Origin of the sequence: Klebsiella sp. GG_Kp146 (assembly GCF_040061975.1) — a bacterium.
Lineage (GTDB): Bacteria > Pseudomonadota > Gammaproteobacteria > Enterobacterales > Enterobacteriaceae > Klebsiella > Klebsiella quasipneumoniae.
The window spans coordinates 27,191-43,182 of sequence record NZ_JBEAHA010000005.1 but is presented as its reverse complement, the minus strand read 5'-3'; the positions used below and the strand labels follow the sequence as shown (position 1 = coordinate 43,182).

At 56.6% G+C, this 15,992-nt stretch carries 14 protein-coding genes and 1 tRNA gene; 6 read left to right on the top strand and 9 right to left on the bottom strand.

Annotated features, from left to right (window positions below; all coding sequences use genetic code 11):
* Positions 1 to 392 precede the first annotated feature (392 nt).
* Together ABLU95_RS07520 and ABLU95_RS07515 are read left to right on the top strand one after the other, a co-directional pair.
* Complete coding sequence (locus ABLU95_RS07520) at positions 393 to 959, top strand: LuxR C-terminal-related transcriptional regulator (RefSeq protein WP_032454598.1); 567 nt, start codon at positions 393 to 395, stop codon at positions 957 to 959.
* 245 nt (positions 960 to 1,204) lie between these two features.
* A complete protein-coding gene (locus tag ABLU95_RS07515) occupies positions 1,205 to 1,561 on the top strand; it encodes a PerC family transcriptional regulator (RefSeq protein ID WP_305953346.1) in 357 nt (118 codons plus the stop codon).
* A 563-nt stretch (positions 1,562 to 2,124) separates the two neighbouring features.
* Here ABLU95_RS07515 and ABLU95_RS07510 read toward each other — a convergent pair.
* The 7 genes from ABLU95_RS07510 to aspA form a co-directional block, all read right to left on the bottom strand.
* Positions 2,125 to 2,200, bottom strand: a tRNA-Phe gene (locus tag ABLU95_RS07510).
* Between the two features lie 115 nt (positions 2,201 to 2,315).
* Positions 2,316 to 4,403: a DUF1176 domain-containing protein gene (locus ABLU95_RS07505; RefSeq protein WP_101977443.1), complete on the bottom strand. Its 2,088-nt coding sequence runs from the start codon at positions 4,401 to 4,403 to the stop codon at positions 2,316 to 2,318.
* A 67-nt stretch (positions 4,404 to 4,470) separates the two neighbouring features.
* Positions 4,471 to 5,061, bottom strand: coding sequence for a transcriptional regulator (locus tag ABLU95_RS07500; RefSeq protein WP_023291688.1), 591 nt, complete (start codon positions 5,059 to 5,061; stop codon positions 4,471 to 4,473).
* A 20-nt stretch (positions 5,062 to 5,081) separates the two neighbouring features.
* Complete coding sequence (locus ABLU95_RS07495) at positions 5,082 to 6,878, bottom strand: protein-disulfide reductase DsbD (RefSeq protein ID WP_241515950.1); 1,797 nt, start codon at positions 6,876 to 6,878, stop codon at positions 5,082 to 5,084.
* Positions 6,854 to 7,177: a divalent cation tolerance protein CutA gene (gene cutA, locus ABLU95_RS07490; protein ID WP_004206404.1), complete on the bottom strand. Its 324-nt coding sequence runs from the start codon at positions 7,175 to 7,177 to the stop codon at positions 6,854 to 6,856. Before cutA ends, ABLU95_RS07495 begins: the two co-directional genes overlap by 25 nt.
* Before the next feature lie 94 nt (positions 7,178 to 7,271).
* Positions 7,272 to 8,573 (bottom strand): anaerobic C4-dicarboxylate transporter, encoded by a 1,302-nt coding sequence (locus tag ABLU95_RS07485; protein ID WP_023291690.1) that lies wholly within the window; start codon positions 8,571 to 8,573, stop codon positions 7,272 to 7,274.
* Positions 8,574 to 8,687: 114 nt separating this feature from the next.
* Positions 8,688 to 10,124 (bottom strand): aspartate ammonia-lyase, encoded by a 1,437-nt coding sequence (aspA, locus tag ABLU95_RS07480; protein ID WP_004177762.1) that lies wholly within the window; start codon positions 10,122 to 10,124, stop codon positions 8,688 to 8,690.
* Between the two features lie 337 nt (positions 10,125 to 10,461).
* Here aspA and ABLU95_RS07475 point away from each other — a divergent pair, with 337 nt between their 5' ends.
* Positions 10,462 to 10,938, top strand: a complete 477-nt coding sequence (locus ABLU95_RS07475) for an FxsA family protein (RefSeq protein WP_023291691.1) — start codon at positions 10,462 to 10,464, stop codon at positions 10,936 to 10,938.
* Positions 10,939 to 10,988: 50 nt separating this feature from the next.
* Here the strand turns inward: ABLU95_RS07475 and yjeH are convergent, their stop codons facing one another.
* Positions 10,989 to 12,239 carry an L-methionine/branched-chain amino acid transporter gene (gene yjeH, locus ABLU95_RS07470; RefSeq protein WP_348879159.1) on the bottom strand — a complete coding sequence of 417 codons (1,251 nt, stop codon included), beginning with the start codon at positions 12,237 to 12,239 and terminating at the stop codon, positions 10,989 to 10,991.
* 232 nt (positions 12,240 to 12,471) lie between these two features.
* On the opposite strand from yjeH, the gene ABLU95_RS07465 reads away from it, so the two are divergent.
* From ABLU95_RS07465 to ABLU95_RS07455, 3 genes are all read left to right on the top strand, one after another.
* Positions 12,472 to 12,765 (top strand): co-chaperone GroES, encoded by a 294-nt coding sequence (locus ABLU95_RS07465; protein WP_004152420.1) that lies wholly within the window; start codon positions 12,472 to 12,474, stop codon positions 12,763 to 12,765.
* A gap of 37 nt (positions 12,766 to 12,802) precedes the next feature.
* The gene (gene groL / locus ABLU95_RS07460) at positions 12,803 to 14,449 is read left to right on the top strand and encodes a chaperonin GroEL (protein WP_023291693.1); all 1,647 of its coding nucleotides are present in this window, start codon (positions 12,803 to 12,805) and stop codon (positions 14,447 to 14,449) included.
* A gap of 259 nt (positions 14,450 to 14,708) precedes the next feature.
* Positions 14,709 to 15,062, top strand: a complete 354-nt coding sequence (locus ABLU95_RS07455; protein WP_004152419.1) for a DUF4156 domain-containing protein — start codon at positions 14,709 to 14,711, stop codon at positions 15,060 to 15,062.
* Positions 15,063 to 15,116: 54 nt separating this feature from the next.
* Here the strand turns inward: ABLU95_RS07455 and yjeJ are convergent, their stop codons facing one another.
* On the bottom strand, positions 15,117 to 15,980 hold the full coding sequence (gene yjeJ / locus ABLU95_RS07450; RefSeq protein ID WP_112201935.1) for a YjeJ family protein: 864 nt from the start codon (positions 15,978 to 15,980) through the stop codon (positions 15,117 to 15,119).
* Between the last annotated feature and the right edge of the window lie 12 nt (positions 15,981 to 15,992).

The following is a 15,992-nucleotide window of genomic DNA, read 5'->3' as shown; positions in this document are numbered from 1 at the left end:
TTCGAATCGCCATGTTGAAGAGAGTTCCTTTAACTTACTGAAATAAATAAAAAATGGAGTTGGCTGAAATTTTGTTTTAATTTTGTTGGGTGGCTTATATTGCAGTGAGGAGAAAGGTTTTTCATGGATATTTAAGATGATTTCTGACAAAAATTCTCAATAGCAAAAAAAGCATCTTTTCTGTGGGATTTTTTTATTTATAATTAATCCGTTTATTTTCTGTCCGCACCCAGGGAGGTTTTTCACAGCCAGATTCAGATGCCGCGCTAATGATAAATCACAGATCTCGTTATTTTTACCGCCATGCGGAGCGTTCCCCAGGGGCAAGGAAAACGTCTGGTTGACGAGAATTTGTTGATTAAATGTTAAAGGGAAGACTTGTGGCAAATTCAATGATATTAGTTACCCAGGATCACTATCTTTTTCAAGGAGTTAAGAATTTCTTTCCTGATATCATTCAGTTAGATTCTAGCGGAAAAGCGATTTTAGATAATGAGGTTGATGAACTCTCTCTGCTGGTTGATAGCCGTTCGCCGCTTTGTCATTACGATTATCTGGTCATGGAGGCGGCACAATCCAGAAAGCGAATATGCTGTATTGTCCTCGATATGCGCCATCGGGAAGAGCATTTACTCAGTCTGAAATCGTTTTTAAACATGTCATTATCACCCGCCGATATGGCGACCTTATTTGGGCTTTTTCTCGAGATGAAGAGCAAGCGGCTGACCAAAGAGTGGTTCGACAATCTGCGCTTAAGTATGACAGAGCAGCTGATGCTGCGTTTTCTTGGGGCGGGGATGACAATGGAGGAGGTGGCGGTGAATCTGAATACTTCGCTAAAAAGCCTTTACCGCAAGCGGACCGCGCTTTATGAGCGACTGGGGTTAGATAATTTTAATGAAGCCTGCTTATTTATCTTCAAAAATAAACTGCTGGACCAGTCCGGTCGATCGCCATAAGGCGTGGTTGTACAGGGAACAGGTGATATCGCAAGGTATGTGACGATGGAAATGTAATAAATTAAATAGATATTGATAGGTACAACCGTCGATACCAGTCGGTATCCAGGGCGGCGCCCGGCATATAATTCCGGAGCTCTTTGGAAGTAATTACCGCCATGGCGGTTTGCTATGCACAGCGATTATTATAATGATTATATTCCTTGCGCCGCAGAGGAATAGTTTTGTCATAAATTAACTCTACCATGGTATTCCGACTCACGCGTCGGAATACCATGAGATATCGTGAAAGCATCAGAGGAGCGAGGTGGATGAGAATAAGGGACAGTATTGCGGAGCGGTTAGAAGCCTGCGGGCTCTACCGTCGGGCGGCATCCAGATGGATTGAGGTGATGCAGCGTTGCCTGGACGATGAAGACCGAGAGTGGATCCGTCACCATCGCAATCAGTGTCTGAAAAAGGCGCAACGTCCGCCGGCGCCGAAAGAGGAGTTCGCCGATCTCCACCAGGCGGCAAAGGAGACGCAGTATCGCATGGGCATTGCGAAGCCCTATGGCGAAGCGTTCAGGCTGCCCGGCAAAGGGAAAACCGCCGCCGAGTAATACCTTTCTTCGCTGCGTTTGCGCAGACGTTTCATTGACCCCCAGGCCCGCGCAAGCGCAGCGCCGCCGGGCGATATACATCAGACGCCGTACCCGCGGTTGTGCCGGATGGCGGCATAAATGCCTTATCCGGCCTACGGGTCCTCCCGCAGGTTCAAACAGCGTAGGCCCGCGCAAGCACAGCGCCGCCGGGGGATCTACATCAGACGCCGTGCCCGCGGTTGTGCCGGATGGCGGCATCAATGCCTTATCCGGCCTACGGGTCCTCGCGCAGGCTCAAACAGCGTAGGCCCGCGCAAGCGCAGCGCCGCCGGGCAGGGGATCATAGAGTGGAGTTCGATGAAAAAGTCCGGATGCAGAAAAGCAAAAACCCGCCTTTTGGGCGGGTTCTTTAAATAGTGGTGCCCGGACTCGGACTAACGCCGCAGGCGTTGAACAGCGCGCGTGTCGCGCTGGCCCCGAAGGGGTGAGCCGCTGTGCGGCGAATAATCGAACGCAGTTCGATGAAGAGTCCGGATGCAGAAAAGCAAAAACCCAGCCATAGGCTGGGTTCTCTGAATAAGTGGTGCCCGGACTCGGAATCGAACCAAGGACACGGGGATTTTCAATCCCCTGCTCTACCGACTGAGCTATCCGGGCAACGGGGCGCATTAAACCGTAATCCGCCCAGCCCGTCAACCAAATTTCTTAAATTACTTGTCGATTGCTTATCTTTGCGGCAATTCCGCGTTCAAAGGCGCATTTTGACTCAATATCACTGCATGCCGTTATCGCCTTCACGGCTTTTCCAGCCGCTGGTGACGGAGATAACGTGGCGCAACCCGGAGATCAGGTAATCACCAATGACCTCTTCATCTTCCCGCGGCGAGCTCAGCGTAATTTCCGCATCCACGCCGTGACGATAGGCGCCATGATGGCTGAAAATGGTGCCGATATAACATTTTCCGTTCAGCCAGACCGGAATATAGGCCACCGTCTCATAGATATAGTTAACGGCAACGCCGCTGTAATAGTTGTCCGCCTCGTCGGTGGAGGCGCCGGGCGGAATGGGGCAGATCGGCGCATCGTTGTCGCTGGCGGGTTTGTCTTTCAGCAGGTTGCCCTGCATCACCTCCAGCGAGCGCAACAGATCCGCTTTATCGCTGTCGCTCAGGCTGGGGGTCAGCGGTTGGTCTTTCTCCGGGGAGCGGATGCTGTTCAGCGTATAGCGATAGCGAACCGTCACCGCGGGCGTCTGGCTGGCGGTGCTGAACGGGCGCAGCAGATAGAGATTATCTTCGCCAAACTGGCCGTTGTACCACAGGGCATACACCTGGCCGTTGATTTTGACCCAGTGGTTCCATTGGTTGGCCCCGCGGCCATTGATCGAAAAGAGGGCGCCGGGCACCCCGGCATCGAAATCATCGCCGTTATCACTGTCGCTATCGTTGACGGCGGCAAAATCATCATCGCCGCGCCGGAGTACCCCGGTGTAGCTGAAGAGCCCGGTGCCGCCCACGTAGCTGTCGATGATCAGATCGCGTTTGCCGTCGCCGTCGAGGTCGATAAGCGTAAAGCTGACTTTACCGTTTTCTGAATCTGCGCTAATTGCGGAGCGCAGAAACGCCTGCCACTCGTCATCGCTGATATCCGGGGACGGTTTGCTGGTCGTCACCAGGCTGTCATCGGCGTAAGTGAGCGTGAAGTCGGTAATATGGCCGGTTAACGGAAACTGCTCGGCGACCCGGTTCAGCGCCAGTTCCGGATCGCTTTTTTGCGCTTTCAGCACCGCGTTATACAGCGTTCGCAGGGCCAGGTTATCCGCTTCTTTCTGCTGCTTCGGGATCACCTGGCTGACAAAGGTCGGCAGCATCCAGGTGCCGCCCGGGGTGATTTCCCGGCACATACCGGTGCTGTACTTCAGGCTGGGAACGAAGGTTTTACCCTCCCAGACGCGCGTCTCGCCGGTTACGCAGTCGGCCATGCCCCGCTCTTTGTGCAGGAAGACCAGCGTGCCGTTGGCGTAGCTGGAGGCCTCGGTAGTGAGCAGCCGCGGTTTGCTCAACTGGGCGTTATCGACCAGCCACAGGGCATAGCCATCGTTATAGGGCGCTCGCCAGCAGAGCGCCTGCGCCAGCGAATGGGTTTTATCCAGCGCGGTGAGGGTGATCTGGCGCTCTGCCGCCGGAATGGCCGGGTTCTGCCAGTCTTCACAGCGCTGGTTCAGCAGCGGCGTCAGGGCGGGCAACAGCTTCTGGCGCTGGAGCATGCTCAGCGGTACAGGTTGCGCGTTATGGATCACCGGCGCGGCGATGATTTCCGGGGCGGGGGCTGCGGGCAAAATGGCATCGTCGCCCGCGTCGCCTTTATCCAGCAGCGCGTCGGCGGTGCCGGTTCGTCGCTGAAACGCATCCATTTTACTCAGCACCTCGCGGCTGCCGGCGCTGGAAAGCGGCAGGTGCTGGCCGTTAAGCGTGAATTCGATTTTGCGCTGGTTCGCCAGGGCCTGCAGCACGGCGGAGGTCTGATCGCTGTCCAGACGGAAGTGGCTGTCATCCACGGCATCCAGCGAGCCGAGGTCCCGGTCGTCGATCAGCAGGCTGGCGGTGGAGTCGGCGGGGATATCGTGTTCGATCTGCGCGAAGGTGGCCGTGGCGGTGAGGTGCTGTTCGCTGCCGGCGTTGCGGGTCAACAGCACGCTGACCTCGCCCATGCGGACGCCGTAACCCGCCGCCCGGCAGGTGCCAGTGTTATCGCAGGCGAGCTCCCAGTCTTTTTGCGCAAAGGAAAAACCTTGCAGGGGCGCCGCCAGCAGAGGTGTGGAGCACAGCCCCAGCCAGGCAGCCCAAAAGAACGCGCGCATATCAATCCCTGTCAGCAATCAGTGAGGGGGAAATTATAGGCGCGACGTGGCGGTTAGGATATCAGAATCAGGTTAAGGCCCCGCCCATACGGCACTGGGCGAAGCGCAGAATATCTTCTGCCAGCCGCCGCGCCGTATCGACATCCGTCTGGCTACGCTTGATCAGCAGACGGCTCAGACAGCCCTCGACAATCAGCTCCATCTGCTTGGCGACCATTTCCGGATCATCCACCTCCAGCTGGGTCAGCAGCTCATGGGTGTAGGCCAGCGAAGCCTGCTTCTGCTGTTCCGCCAGCTGGTGGATCGGGTGCTGGGCATCCGGATAGAAGGTGCAGGCGGCGATAAATAAACAGCCGGGGTAGCGCTGGTTGCTGACGCAGGTGGTAAGCGCGCTATAGCGCGCCAGCAGCTTTTGCTCTGCGCTTAAGGTGTCGTCCAGCAGCAGCTGACGGCGCCAGGCATCCACCTGGTGGCTCAGATAGCGAAGCGCGTCGTAGAGCAGCGCTTCGCGATCGGGCCAGAAGCGTTTCAGGTCGCTCGTCGGACAGGACACGCGCTCAGCGACCATCTCCAGCGACGTGTTGGCGATACCTTCAATTTCAAGAATTTTAATGGCTTCTGCCAGGACGTCTTCACGTAGCACGGTGTTCTCCTCCATCTTTCCTCCTAAAGTGTCGCTCACGCTTGCCAATCGCGCAAATGGGCGCTGAATGCCGCAGCATCCATAAAGCCGGTGACCCGCCGGTCGGGTTGTTCCTGGCCCTGCGCGTTGAAGAACAGGATCGTCGGCAGACCGAGCACCTGCAGGCGCTTCAGCAGCGCGGCGTCTTGCGGACTGTTTTTTGTCACATCAACCTGTAATAACACGACGCCTTTCAGCGCCTGCTGCACGTCAGGTGAACGAAAGGTGTATTTTTCAAACTCTTTGCAGGCTACACACCAGTCGGCGTAGAGATCGAGCATCACCGGCTGGCCTTTTGCCTGCGCCAGCGCCCGATCAAGCTCGGTTACCGAGCTGACGCGGGTGAAGGCCAGATGCGCCTGCTGCTCGGGCGCCGGGGCGCCAAACGCCCAGTCCTGCAGCGGACGGGCGCTGACCAGCGCGGCGGCAAGAAGAATGATTTGCGCCAGCCGCATCCACGGCCGGGTCGCGCCCAGCGAGGTGATAAACGCCCAGCTGAAGAAGGCGACGCCAAGCATTGACCACAGACGTAATCCCCACTGGTCGCCGAGGATGCGCTCCAGCAGGAAAACGGGCAGAGCCAGGATCACGAATCCGAAGGCGGTCTTCACATGGCTCATCCACGGGCCGCTCTTCGGCAGCAGACGGTTGCCAAACACGGTGACGAGAATCAAAGGCAGGCCCATGCCCAGCGCGTAGAGGTACAGCGTGCCGCCGCCCAGCCACAGATTACCGCTCTGGGCGATATATAACAGGATGGCGCTCAGCGGCGCAGTGGTGCAGGGGGAGCAGATCAGCCCGGCAATAGCGCCCATCGCAAAGACTCCGCCGGGCGAGCCGCCCTGGCGCTTATTGCTGAGCAGCGCCAGTCGGGTCTGCAGCGAGGAGGGCAGTTGCAGCGTGAACAGGCCGAACATGGAGAGCGCCAGCAGTATAAACACTGCCGACAGACCCACCAGCACATACGGGTGCTGCAGGGCCGCCTGGAACTGCAGCCCGGCGGCGGCCACCACCAGCCCCAGCGCGGTATAGGTTAAGGCCATCCCCTGGACATAAATAAAGGCCAGCAGCAGGGCGCGCGCGGTGGAAAGCCGCTGTTTGCCGCCCAGCACGATGCCGGAAATCAGCGGGTACATCGGCAGCACGCAGGGGGTGAAGGCAATACCAATGCCTATCAGCAGCGCCCACAGGGCGGTGAAAGGCAGGCGAGCGGGGGCGTCAGCGGGCGGCGCTGAGGCAGGCGCAGGTGAAGTGGCGACCTCCGGGGCCGGACGCGGCTCAACCGGCAGCGGCGGGTTGAACGCCGTACGGCTGCTCGCCGGCGGCGCAGGGTCAATGGTGGTCGCCCGGCCATCTACCGAAGCCGCCAGCACGGCGCTCAGCGGGATCACTTTGGTCTCCGGCGGATAACAGAATCCGGCATCGGCGCAGCCCTGCCAGGTGACGGTGAGGGTGGCGTCTTTGTCCGCCTGCTTCACCGTCAGCGGGACGGTCAGGCGCTGGCGAAAGATCTCGCTTTTGCCGTAAAACTCATCCTCATGCCACTCGCCCGCCGGCAGCGCCGGTTCGGCGATCGTCGCCCCGGCGGCGCGGAAGGTAAACTGTTGACGATAAAGATAGTAACCATCCTTGATTTGCCAGCTCAGGTTGAGGTCATGCTGTTGCTGCTGAAAGTCAAAGGCGAAGGCCTGGTCAGCAGGCACAAAGTTCGAGCGCCCCGGCGCGTCGAATAACCCGGCGGTGGCTGACGCGCTGCACAGCAGCAGGATCAGCGTAAAGATGCGGTAAGCCATGAGAGGTAATCGTTGTCTCCATACGTGACGGGCAGAACCAGCAGTTCAGGGGTTTGATACGGGTGGTGAGACTTCAGGCAGTCCAGCAGCGCCTGCTGATGGGCAAGATCGGTTTTGAGCAGCATCTGAACTTCATACTCCTGCTCCAGCTTCCCTTCCCAGTAATAGAGCGAGGTGGCGCCCGGCAGGAGCGTGGCGCAGGCGGCCAGCTTTTCGGCCAGCGCTTTTGCCGCCAGATCCTGGGCGGTCGCTTCATCCGGCGCGGTACAGAGCACAACAACAGCATCAGGCGTAGTCATCATGAACCTCGTATCAGCGAAAAGAGGCACTATAGCACGCAAGGTGGGGAGGATTAACGAAACGGGCCAGGATCTGGCCCGAATTTGAAGAGATTTACAGCATGATGCCGCCAAAAATAAACCCGAGGATCACGCACAGCGTAATGGCGATGACGCCGGGGATCAGGAAGGCGTGGTTGAAGACGTATTTACCGATGCGGGTGGAGCCGGTGTCATCCATTTCGACCGCCGCCAGCAGGGTGGGGTAGGTCGGCAGAACGAAAAGGGCGGAGACGGCGGCAAACGAGGCGATGGCCGTGAGAGGGCTCACGCCCAGCATCAGCGCGGCGGGCATCAGCGCTTTGGTGGTGGCCGCCTGCGAGTAGAGCAGCGTGGCGGCAAAGAACAGCACCACCGCCAGCAGCCACGGGTAGTTATGCAGCAGGTCGCCGGCCACGGCCTGGATATCGCTGATATGCGCTTTAACGAAGGTATCCCCCAGCCAGGCGACGCCGAGCACGCAGACGCAGGCGCTCATGCCGGACTTAAAGGTGCTGGCATTGAGCACTTCGCCGGTGTCGATTTTGCAGGTGATGCTGATCAGCGTGGCGATGGTCAGCATAAACACCACGATCGCCTCGTTACGCGGTAGTACCGGGTTTTTGATCAGACCGACGGTATCGCTGATGGCCGTGGCGTAGAACATCACCGCCACGATGCCGATCAGAAACAGCAGAACGGAACGTTTGGCGTGCGGCTTCAGCTCAAAAACCTGGCTGCCGCGCAGTCTGACCTCACCCTTGGCCAGCCGCTCCTGGTAAACCGGGTCATCTTTCAGTTCGCAGCCGAGGAAATTGCAGACGATAGCGGTGAGCATCACCGCCAGCAGGGTGACCGGAATACAGATGGCCAGCAGCATCAGGTAGCTAACGCCCAGCGGCTCCAGGATCCCGGCAAAGAACACCACCGCGGCGGAGATGGGCGAAGCGGTGATCGCTATCTGGGAGGCCACCACCGCAATCGACAGCGGACGGGACGGACGGATGCCTTGCTCTTTGGCCACTTCGGTGATCACCGGCAGCGTGGAGAAGGCGGTATGGCCGGTGCCGGCGAGCACGGTCATAAACCAGGTCACCAGTGGGGCAAGGAAGGTAATATATTTCGGGTGGCGACGCAGCATCCGTTCGGCGAGGCTGACCAGGTAATCCATTCCGCCTGCGACCTGCATGGCGGCGATAGCGGCAATCACCGCCATAATGATTTCAATAACGTCGAAGGGGATCGCACCCGGTTTAATTTGAAAAATAAGCGTCAGGACAAGGACGCCAAGGCCACCGGCAAAGCCGATACCGATGCCGCCGAGCCGGGCGCCGAGATAAATCGCCAGCAGGACAATAACCAGTTCTGCACCAAACATATATGCCTTCCTTGTTTTTTAACAAGTTGATATTGGATTGTTGTATTTTAGTAAAACTAAAAAGCAAAAAGGCATGTCATCGCTGACATGCCTTTGAATGACTATCCGGAAAGATTACTGTTCGCTTTCATCGGTATAACGCTTCGCTTTATAAGCGGGATGCATCAGGTTTTGCGCGGAGAAAATGTCATCCAGCTCCGCCGCCGTCAGCAGCCCACGTTCCAGCACCACTTCCCGCACGCTCTTCCCGGTTTCGGCGCAGATCTTGCCGACGATATCGCCATTGTGGTGGCCGATAAACGGGTTGAGGTAGGTGACGATGCCGATGGAGTTATAGACGTAACCTTCGCACACCGCTTTGTTGGCGGTAATGCCGTTGACGCATTTCTCCAGCAGGTTGTAGCAGGCGTTGGTCAGAATGTGGATAGACTCGAACATCGCCTGGCCGATCACCGGCTCCATCACGTTCAGCTGCAGCTGCCCGGCTTCGGAGGCCATGGTTACCGTGGTGTCGTTGCCGATCACTTTAAAGCAGACCTGGTTGACCACCTCCGGCACCACCGGGTTAACCTTCGCCGGCATAATAGAAGAGCCAGCCTGCAGCTCAGGCAGGTTAATTTCGTTGAGGCCCGCGCGCGGTCCGGAAGAGAGCAGGCGCAGGTCGTTACAGATCTTGGACAGTTTCACCGCCAGGCGTTTCAGCGAGCTGTGAACCATGACGTACGCCCCGCAGTCCGAGGTGGCTTCAATCAGATCTTCCGCCGGAACAACCGGTAAGTTGCTCACTTCCGCCAGCTTCTGCACCGCCAGCTGTTGATAACCGTCCGGGGTGTTGAGGCGTGTGCCGATGGCGGTTGCGCCAAGGTTCACTTCCAGCAGCAGCTCCGCAGTGCGCAGAATGCTTTTGGTCTCTTCATTGAGCAGCACATTGAAGGCATGGAACTCCTGACCGAGGGTCATCGGCACCGCGTCCTGCAGCTGGGTGCGGCCCATCTTGAGGATGTCCTGGAACTCCTCGGCTTTCGCCTGGAAACCTTCGCCCAGCTGCTTAATCGCATCGATTAACTTGAGGATAGAGGCATACACCGCAATGCGGAACCCGGTCGGGTAGGCATCGTTGGTGGACTGGCATTTGTTGACGTGATCGTTTGGGTTCAGGTACTGGTATTCGCCTTTCTGGTGGCCCATCAGCTCGAGGCCGATGTTTGCCAGAACTTCGTTGGTGTTCATGTTTACGGAGGTGCCGGCCCCGCCCTGGAAGACATCGACCGGGAACTGGTCCATGCATTTGCCGTTATTCAGGACTTCGTCACAGGCGGCGATAATCGCATTTGCCGCGCTTTTGGGAATGGTCTGCAGCTCCTTGTTCGCCAGCGCGGCGGCTTTCTTCACCATCACCATGCCGCGCACGAATTCTGGTATGTCGCTGATTTTGCTGTTGCTAATGTAGAAGTTTTCAATCGCTCGCAGAGTATGAACGCCGTAGTAAGCGTCCGCGGGAACTTCCCTGGTGCCCAACAGATCTTCTTCGATACGAATGTTGTTTAACATGTGAACCTTCTTTTCAAGCTGCCAATGAATTCACCAAATACACAGAATATCCAGGATTCAGTATATTTTCTGGCCGACGATTATTTCCTTAACCGGCCCGGTGCCCAAGATCATATGCTGATGATAGCGAATATCAGTAAGCTTGATCACTTATTACATCGCGGGTGTGAGAAGATTTATTAATCTGTGAAATGGGTCACCGCTTTCCTATTCTTGGAAAAAATAAGCATTTCCGCTGATTGAAAAGCCGCTCAGCATCCCCATCTTAGTGGGATGCGATCAGCAAATTGATGACTACGGGGGCCGAATTCGGCGCCTGTCGATGAAGGAGACGCCGGTGCGTTGGATTCCGTTTATTGCCTTTTTTCTTTACGTTTACATTGAGATATCGATCTTTATCCAGGTCGCGCACGTGCTGGGCGTCTTTATGACGCTGATCCTGGTGATCTTTAGCTCGGTGGTGGGGATGTCGCTGGTGCGCAACCAGGGCTTCAAAAACTTCCTGCTGATGCAGCAGAAGATGGCCGCGGGCGAGAGCCCGGCGGCGGAGATGATCAAGAGCGTCTCGCTGATTATCGCTGGCCTGCTGCTGTTGATCCCGGGGTTCTTTACCGACTTCCTCGGCCTGCTGCTGCTTTTGCCCCCGGTGCAGAAGCACCTGACGATGAAGCTGATGCCGCATTTGCGCTTCAGCCGGATGCCGGGCGGCGGCTTTAGCGCCGGGACTGGCGGCGGAGAGACCTTCGAAGGGGAATACCAGCGCAAGGATGAACAGCGCGACCGTCTGGACCACAAGGACGATCGCCGCGATTAACGTTTATCGGCCCGGTCTGCAGACGCGACCGGGCCGCTTTCTTTTTGCGCCTATACGCTTCCTGTCGCCAGCTTACGTCTCGGTAAAAACAACCACAGCACCGCCAGCATCACCAGCGCGTACAGACTCTTCCAGCCGACCATCGCCAGCAGCAGCAGACAGAGAATGCTGCCCACCGCCGCCAGCAGCCGATAGCGGCCGCGCACCAAACGACAGCCCGCCAGCATGCACAGCAGATAGATCATGATGAAAATGCCGTTGGCATAGACGATCAGCGCGTCCAGATTGATATCGAGAAAATAGATACACAAGGTGCTGACCACGCAGGAGCCCAGCACGGCGTTGAGGGCGTTGCGCGGGATCTGCCGCGGCGACAGCCTCGCGAGGTAGCTCTGTGGCTTATGCTGCGCCTGCGACCAGACCAGGCGGGCGAAGCTCTGAATATAGATGTTGAGGCTGGCGAAACAGGCGAGGTAACCGATGACGCAGGCCACCCACAGCGCTTCGACGCCGAACAGGCGGACCACGATATTCGGTAATGACGCCGCCGCCGCCATCTCCTCGCCAAAGGCGTGGAAGTGCAACACCAGCACGGTGCAGGCCCAGTAGACCGAACCGGCAAGCAGCAGGCCTATCATCAGCGCGCGGGGAAAATCGCGCTCGGGGTGTTTAAACTCCGAGGCGAGGTGGGCAAAGGCTTCCAGGCCGACAAAGCACCAGAACATCACCGACAGCGCGGAGAAGAGCTGGCCGCGGTCGATCTCCGCCGGGGCGGGGAAGGGGATCTGCGCCGGACTTATCCCGCCGCGCCACCAGACGGCGACGATCAGCGCCACGATCAGCACGGCAACCAGCGTCTGCAGGTTGGCGCTGGAGCTGGCGCCACGTGAACCGACCCACCAGACGATGGCCAGGGTACCCAACTCCGCCAGCAGCAGCTGCGCATCATGCCAGCCGAACAGCGCCTGGCCGAAGCCGGTGGCGATGTGCAGGGCGGCGGGGAGCCCGACCGGGATAACCGATAAAAACAGCCAGCCGGTGACGCTGGCCAGACGTGGGCCAAAGGCCATATCGACAAAGTGGGCCACGCCGCCCGCGCTGGGGAAATGGCGGCCCAGCAGGGCGAAGACGATGGCAATCGGAAAAACAAGGAGGATAAGCAACGGCCATGCCCACAGGCTGTTATCGCCAGCGACCAGTGCCGCCAGCGCCGGAACGGCGAAAACGCCGGTGCCCAGCAGTGAGGTGGAAAGCAACCCGACTCCCTGTCCCAGCCCTAACTCCTGTTTTAAACCACTCATGATTCCATCCTGCGCCAGTAAAAAGAAAGAGAGTATCACAATCGCTTTTCCTTATGACCGGTTGCCCGGTGGCGCCGCTTTTTGCGCGCCAGCGCAAAGGTAAAAATTTTTTATAATTTTGCCCTTGAAGCGGGAAATGGCCATCCCCATCTCTCTCTGCACTAGCCGGTAAACCGCGTTCGGCCCGGCGTCACCCATAACTGATAATGACTTTCTCGAAGGAGAGCTATCAATGAGTATTCGTCCGTTACATGATCGTGTGATCGTCAAACGTAAAGAAGTTGAAACCAAATCTGCGGGCGGCATCGTTCTGACCGGTTCTGCAGCAGCTAAGTCAACGCGTGGCGAAATCATCGCTGTCGGTAAAGGCCGCATCCTGGAAAACGGGACCGTGCAGCCGCTGGACGTTAAAGTTGGTGACATCGTGATTTTCAACGATGGCTACGGCGTGAAGACTGAAAAGATTGACAACGAAGAAGTGCTGATCATGTCCGAAAGCGACATCCTGGCAATTGTTGAAGCTTAATTCGCACGACCCTGAACGAATTTGAGGAATATAAGAAATGGCAGCAAAAGACGTAAAATTCGGTAACGACGCTCGTGTAAAAATGCTGCGCGGCGTAAACGTACTGGCAGATGCAGTTAAAGTGACCCTGGGCCCGAAAGGCCGTAACGTGGTACTGGACAAATCCTTCGGCGCGCCGACCATCACCAAAGATGGTGTTTCCGTTGCACGTGAAATCGAGCTGGAAGACAAGTTCGAAAACATGGGCGCGCAGATGGTGAAAGAAGTTGCCTCTAAAGCGAACGACGCGGCAGGCGACGGTACCACCACCGCAACCGTGCTGGCGCAGGCTATCGTGAACGAAGGCCTGAAAGCGGTTGCTGCAGGCATGAACCCGATGGATCTGAAACGTGGTATCGACAAAGCTGTCGTTGCCGCTGTTGAAGAACTGAAAGCGCTGTCCGTTCCGTGCTCTGACTCCAAAGCTATCGCTCAGGTAGGTACCATCTCCGCTAACTCCGACGAAACCGTCGGTAAACTGATCGCGGAAGCGATGGATAAAGTCGGCAAAGAAGGCGTGATCACCGTTGAAGACGGTACCGGTCTGGAAGACGAACTGGACGTGGTTGAAGGTATGCAGTTCGACCGCGGCTACCTGTCTCCGTACTTCATCAACAAGCCGGACACCGGCGCCGTTGAGCTGGAAAGCCCGTTCATCCTGCTGGCTGACAAAAAAATCTCCAACATCCGCGAAATGCTGCCGGTTCTGGAAGCCGTAGCGAAAGCTGGCAAACCGCTGGTTATCATCGCTGAAGACGTTGAAGGCGAAGCGCTGGCGACCCTGGTGGTTAACACCATGCGCGGCATCGTGAAAGTGGCTGCGGTGAAAGCGCCGGGCTTCGGCGACCGTCGTAAAGCCATGCTGCAGGATATCGCGACGCTGACTGGCGGTACCGTTATCTCTGAAGAGATCGGTATGGAGCTGGAAAAAGCGACTCTGGAAGACCTGGGCCAGGCGAAACGCGTGGTTATCAACAAAGACACCACCACCATCATCGATGGCGTTGGCGAAGAATCTGCAATCCAGGGCCGCGTTGCTCAGATCCGTAAGCAGATTGAAGAAGCAACCTCCGACTACGACCGTGAAAAACTGCAGGAACGTGTCGCTAAACTGGCTGGCGGCGTTGCCGTAATCAAAGTCGGCGCGGCAACCGAAGTTGAAATGAAAGAGAAAAAAGCACGCGTCGACGATGCCCTGCACGCCACTCGTGCTGCGGTTGAAGAAGGCGTGGTGGCTGGCGGCGGCGTAGCGCTGGTTCGCGTTGCAGCGAAACTCGCTGGCCTGACCGGTCAGAACGAAGATCAGAACGTCGGTATCAAAGTTGCGCTGCGCGCAATGGAAGCGCCGCTGCGTCAGATCGTGTCCAACGCCGGTGAAGAGCCGTCTGTTGTGGCGAACAACGTGAAAGCCGGCGACGGTAACTACGGTTACAACGCGGCAACTGAAGAATACGGCAACATGATCGACTTCGGTATCCTGGACCCAACCAAAGTCACCCGTTCTGCACTGCAGTACGCGGCTTCCGTGGCTGGCCTGATGATCACCACCGAGTGCATGGTGACCGACCTGCCGAAAGGCGATGCGCCTGATTTAGGTGCTGCTGGCGGTATGGGCGGCATGGGCGGTATGGGCGGCATGATGTAATCGTGCGCTCTACGGCATAAAAAAGCAGAAACCCCTGGCCAGTAATGGCTGGGGGTTTTTCTTTTGGCGCGCTTTTTAGTATAAGGCTTATACATAAAAATCATTTAAGCTGCATCAGAGCGGCAAGCACCTCCGTATCGGAAGCGACTAACTAGCGCGACCGGCTAAGGAATGAAAGCGGCTCATGCCGACGCAGTTTGAAGGATGACAGGTTTACATCCGGGCCAGTGCGTCCAGCTCATCGATCATGGGGATTAACATGCAGGTAAAATATTTAGCAGGGATTGTCGGCGCAGCCTTACTGTTGGCAGGTTGCAGTTCCAGCAATGAATTAACCTCCGCCGGCCAGAATGTGCGCTTCGTGCAGGAGAAGCCGGGCGCAGAGTGTCAGCTGTTAGGGACCGCGACGGGTAAACAGAGCAACTGGCTCTCCGGCCAGAATGGCGATGAGGGTGGCTCCATGCGCGGTGCGGCTAACGCCCTGCGTAACCAGGCGGCAGCCATGGGCGGCAACGTGATTTATGGCGTCAGCAGCCCGACGCAAAATCTGTTGTCGAGCTTTGTGCCCACCGACAGCGAGATGAACGGCCAGGTTTATAAGTGCCCGAACTGATGCGCGATGCCTCTCTCTGCGAGCGTAGAGAGAGGCGTGACCGGTAGAAGAGGGTCAGGCGTTAAGCTCCGCTTTCTTCTCCAGATAGAAGGCGTGCAGTGGACGCAGGCACTCTTCCAGACTGAGCATTCTTCCCGGCTGGGAAGGGATAATGGTACTAAAGATCTGGCATGGCGCCAGCGCCGTGTGCATCGCCTTAAGCTTGGGGCTTTTCTCAATAAGGCGTACTACCACGCTGTTTTCCATTTCAGATAAATGTGGCGCACTGGTTTTTACCACCGCACCGGAGACAATTTTCTTGCCTTCGTCCGTCTCGCAGCAATAGAGCACGCCCAGATAATGGGAAAACAGGTTTAGCTTCCATTCTTCCTGGGGATACTGCTGGTAATCAATATTCGGCTGAGTAGTTAAGTCGACGCTGTAGCACATTAAAAAATCCATATTTGAACTTAAATACTGGATAAGTTCCTGATCGCCGACTGTTTTTAATGCCTGTTGAATACCAATTATCAGGGCTTCAACCTGTCGGTCATCAATAGTTAACGTCTTAATTTGCTCATCCTGAAATACCAGGATCAGCGTCGACTGCGTTTCGCCAGGTTTAAGCGTAATAGACATTATACGCCGCTCAGGAGAAGGCTGTTGTATTTCAGCCATTTCTACCGTGGGGATATGGGTAACAAGTGTTTCGTTATAAGCGATAATCTCATCTTTGTAAGCCTCGCCTTTATTTTCAAGTCGCTGAAAAATTAAGGCCATTCTACTTTGCAGTATCAGAAGCAGGTCGGCCAGTACGGGTGCCTGAAGATAGAAAATCTCACAGGTATCATTCGCTTTCTTGACCTTAAGTAACAGCGCCAGGAAACGCTCTTCAAAAGTAATTCCTGCAGTATTAAAACCAATAAACGTTCCTTGCATAATCTTCTCCTT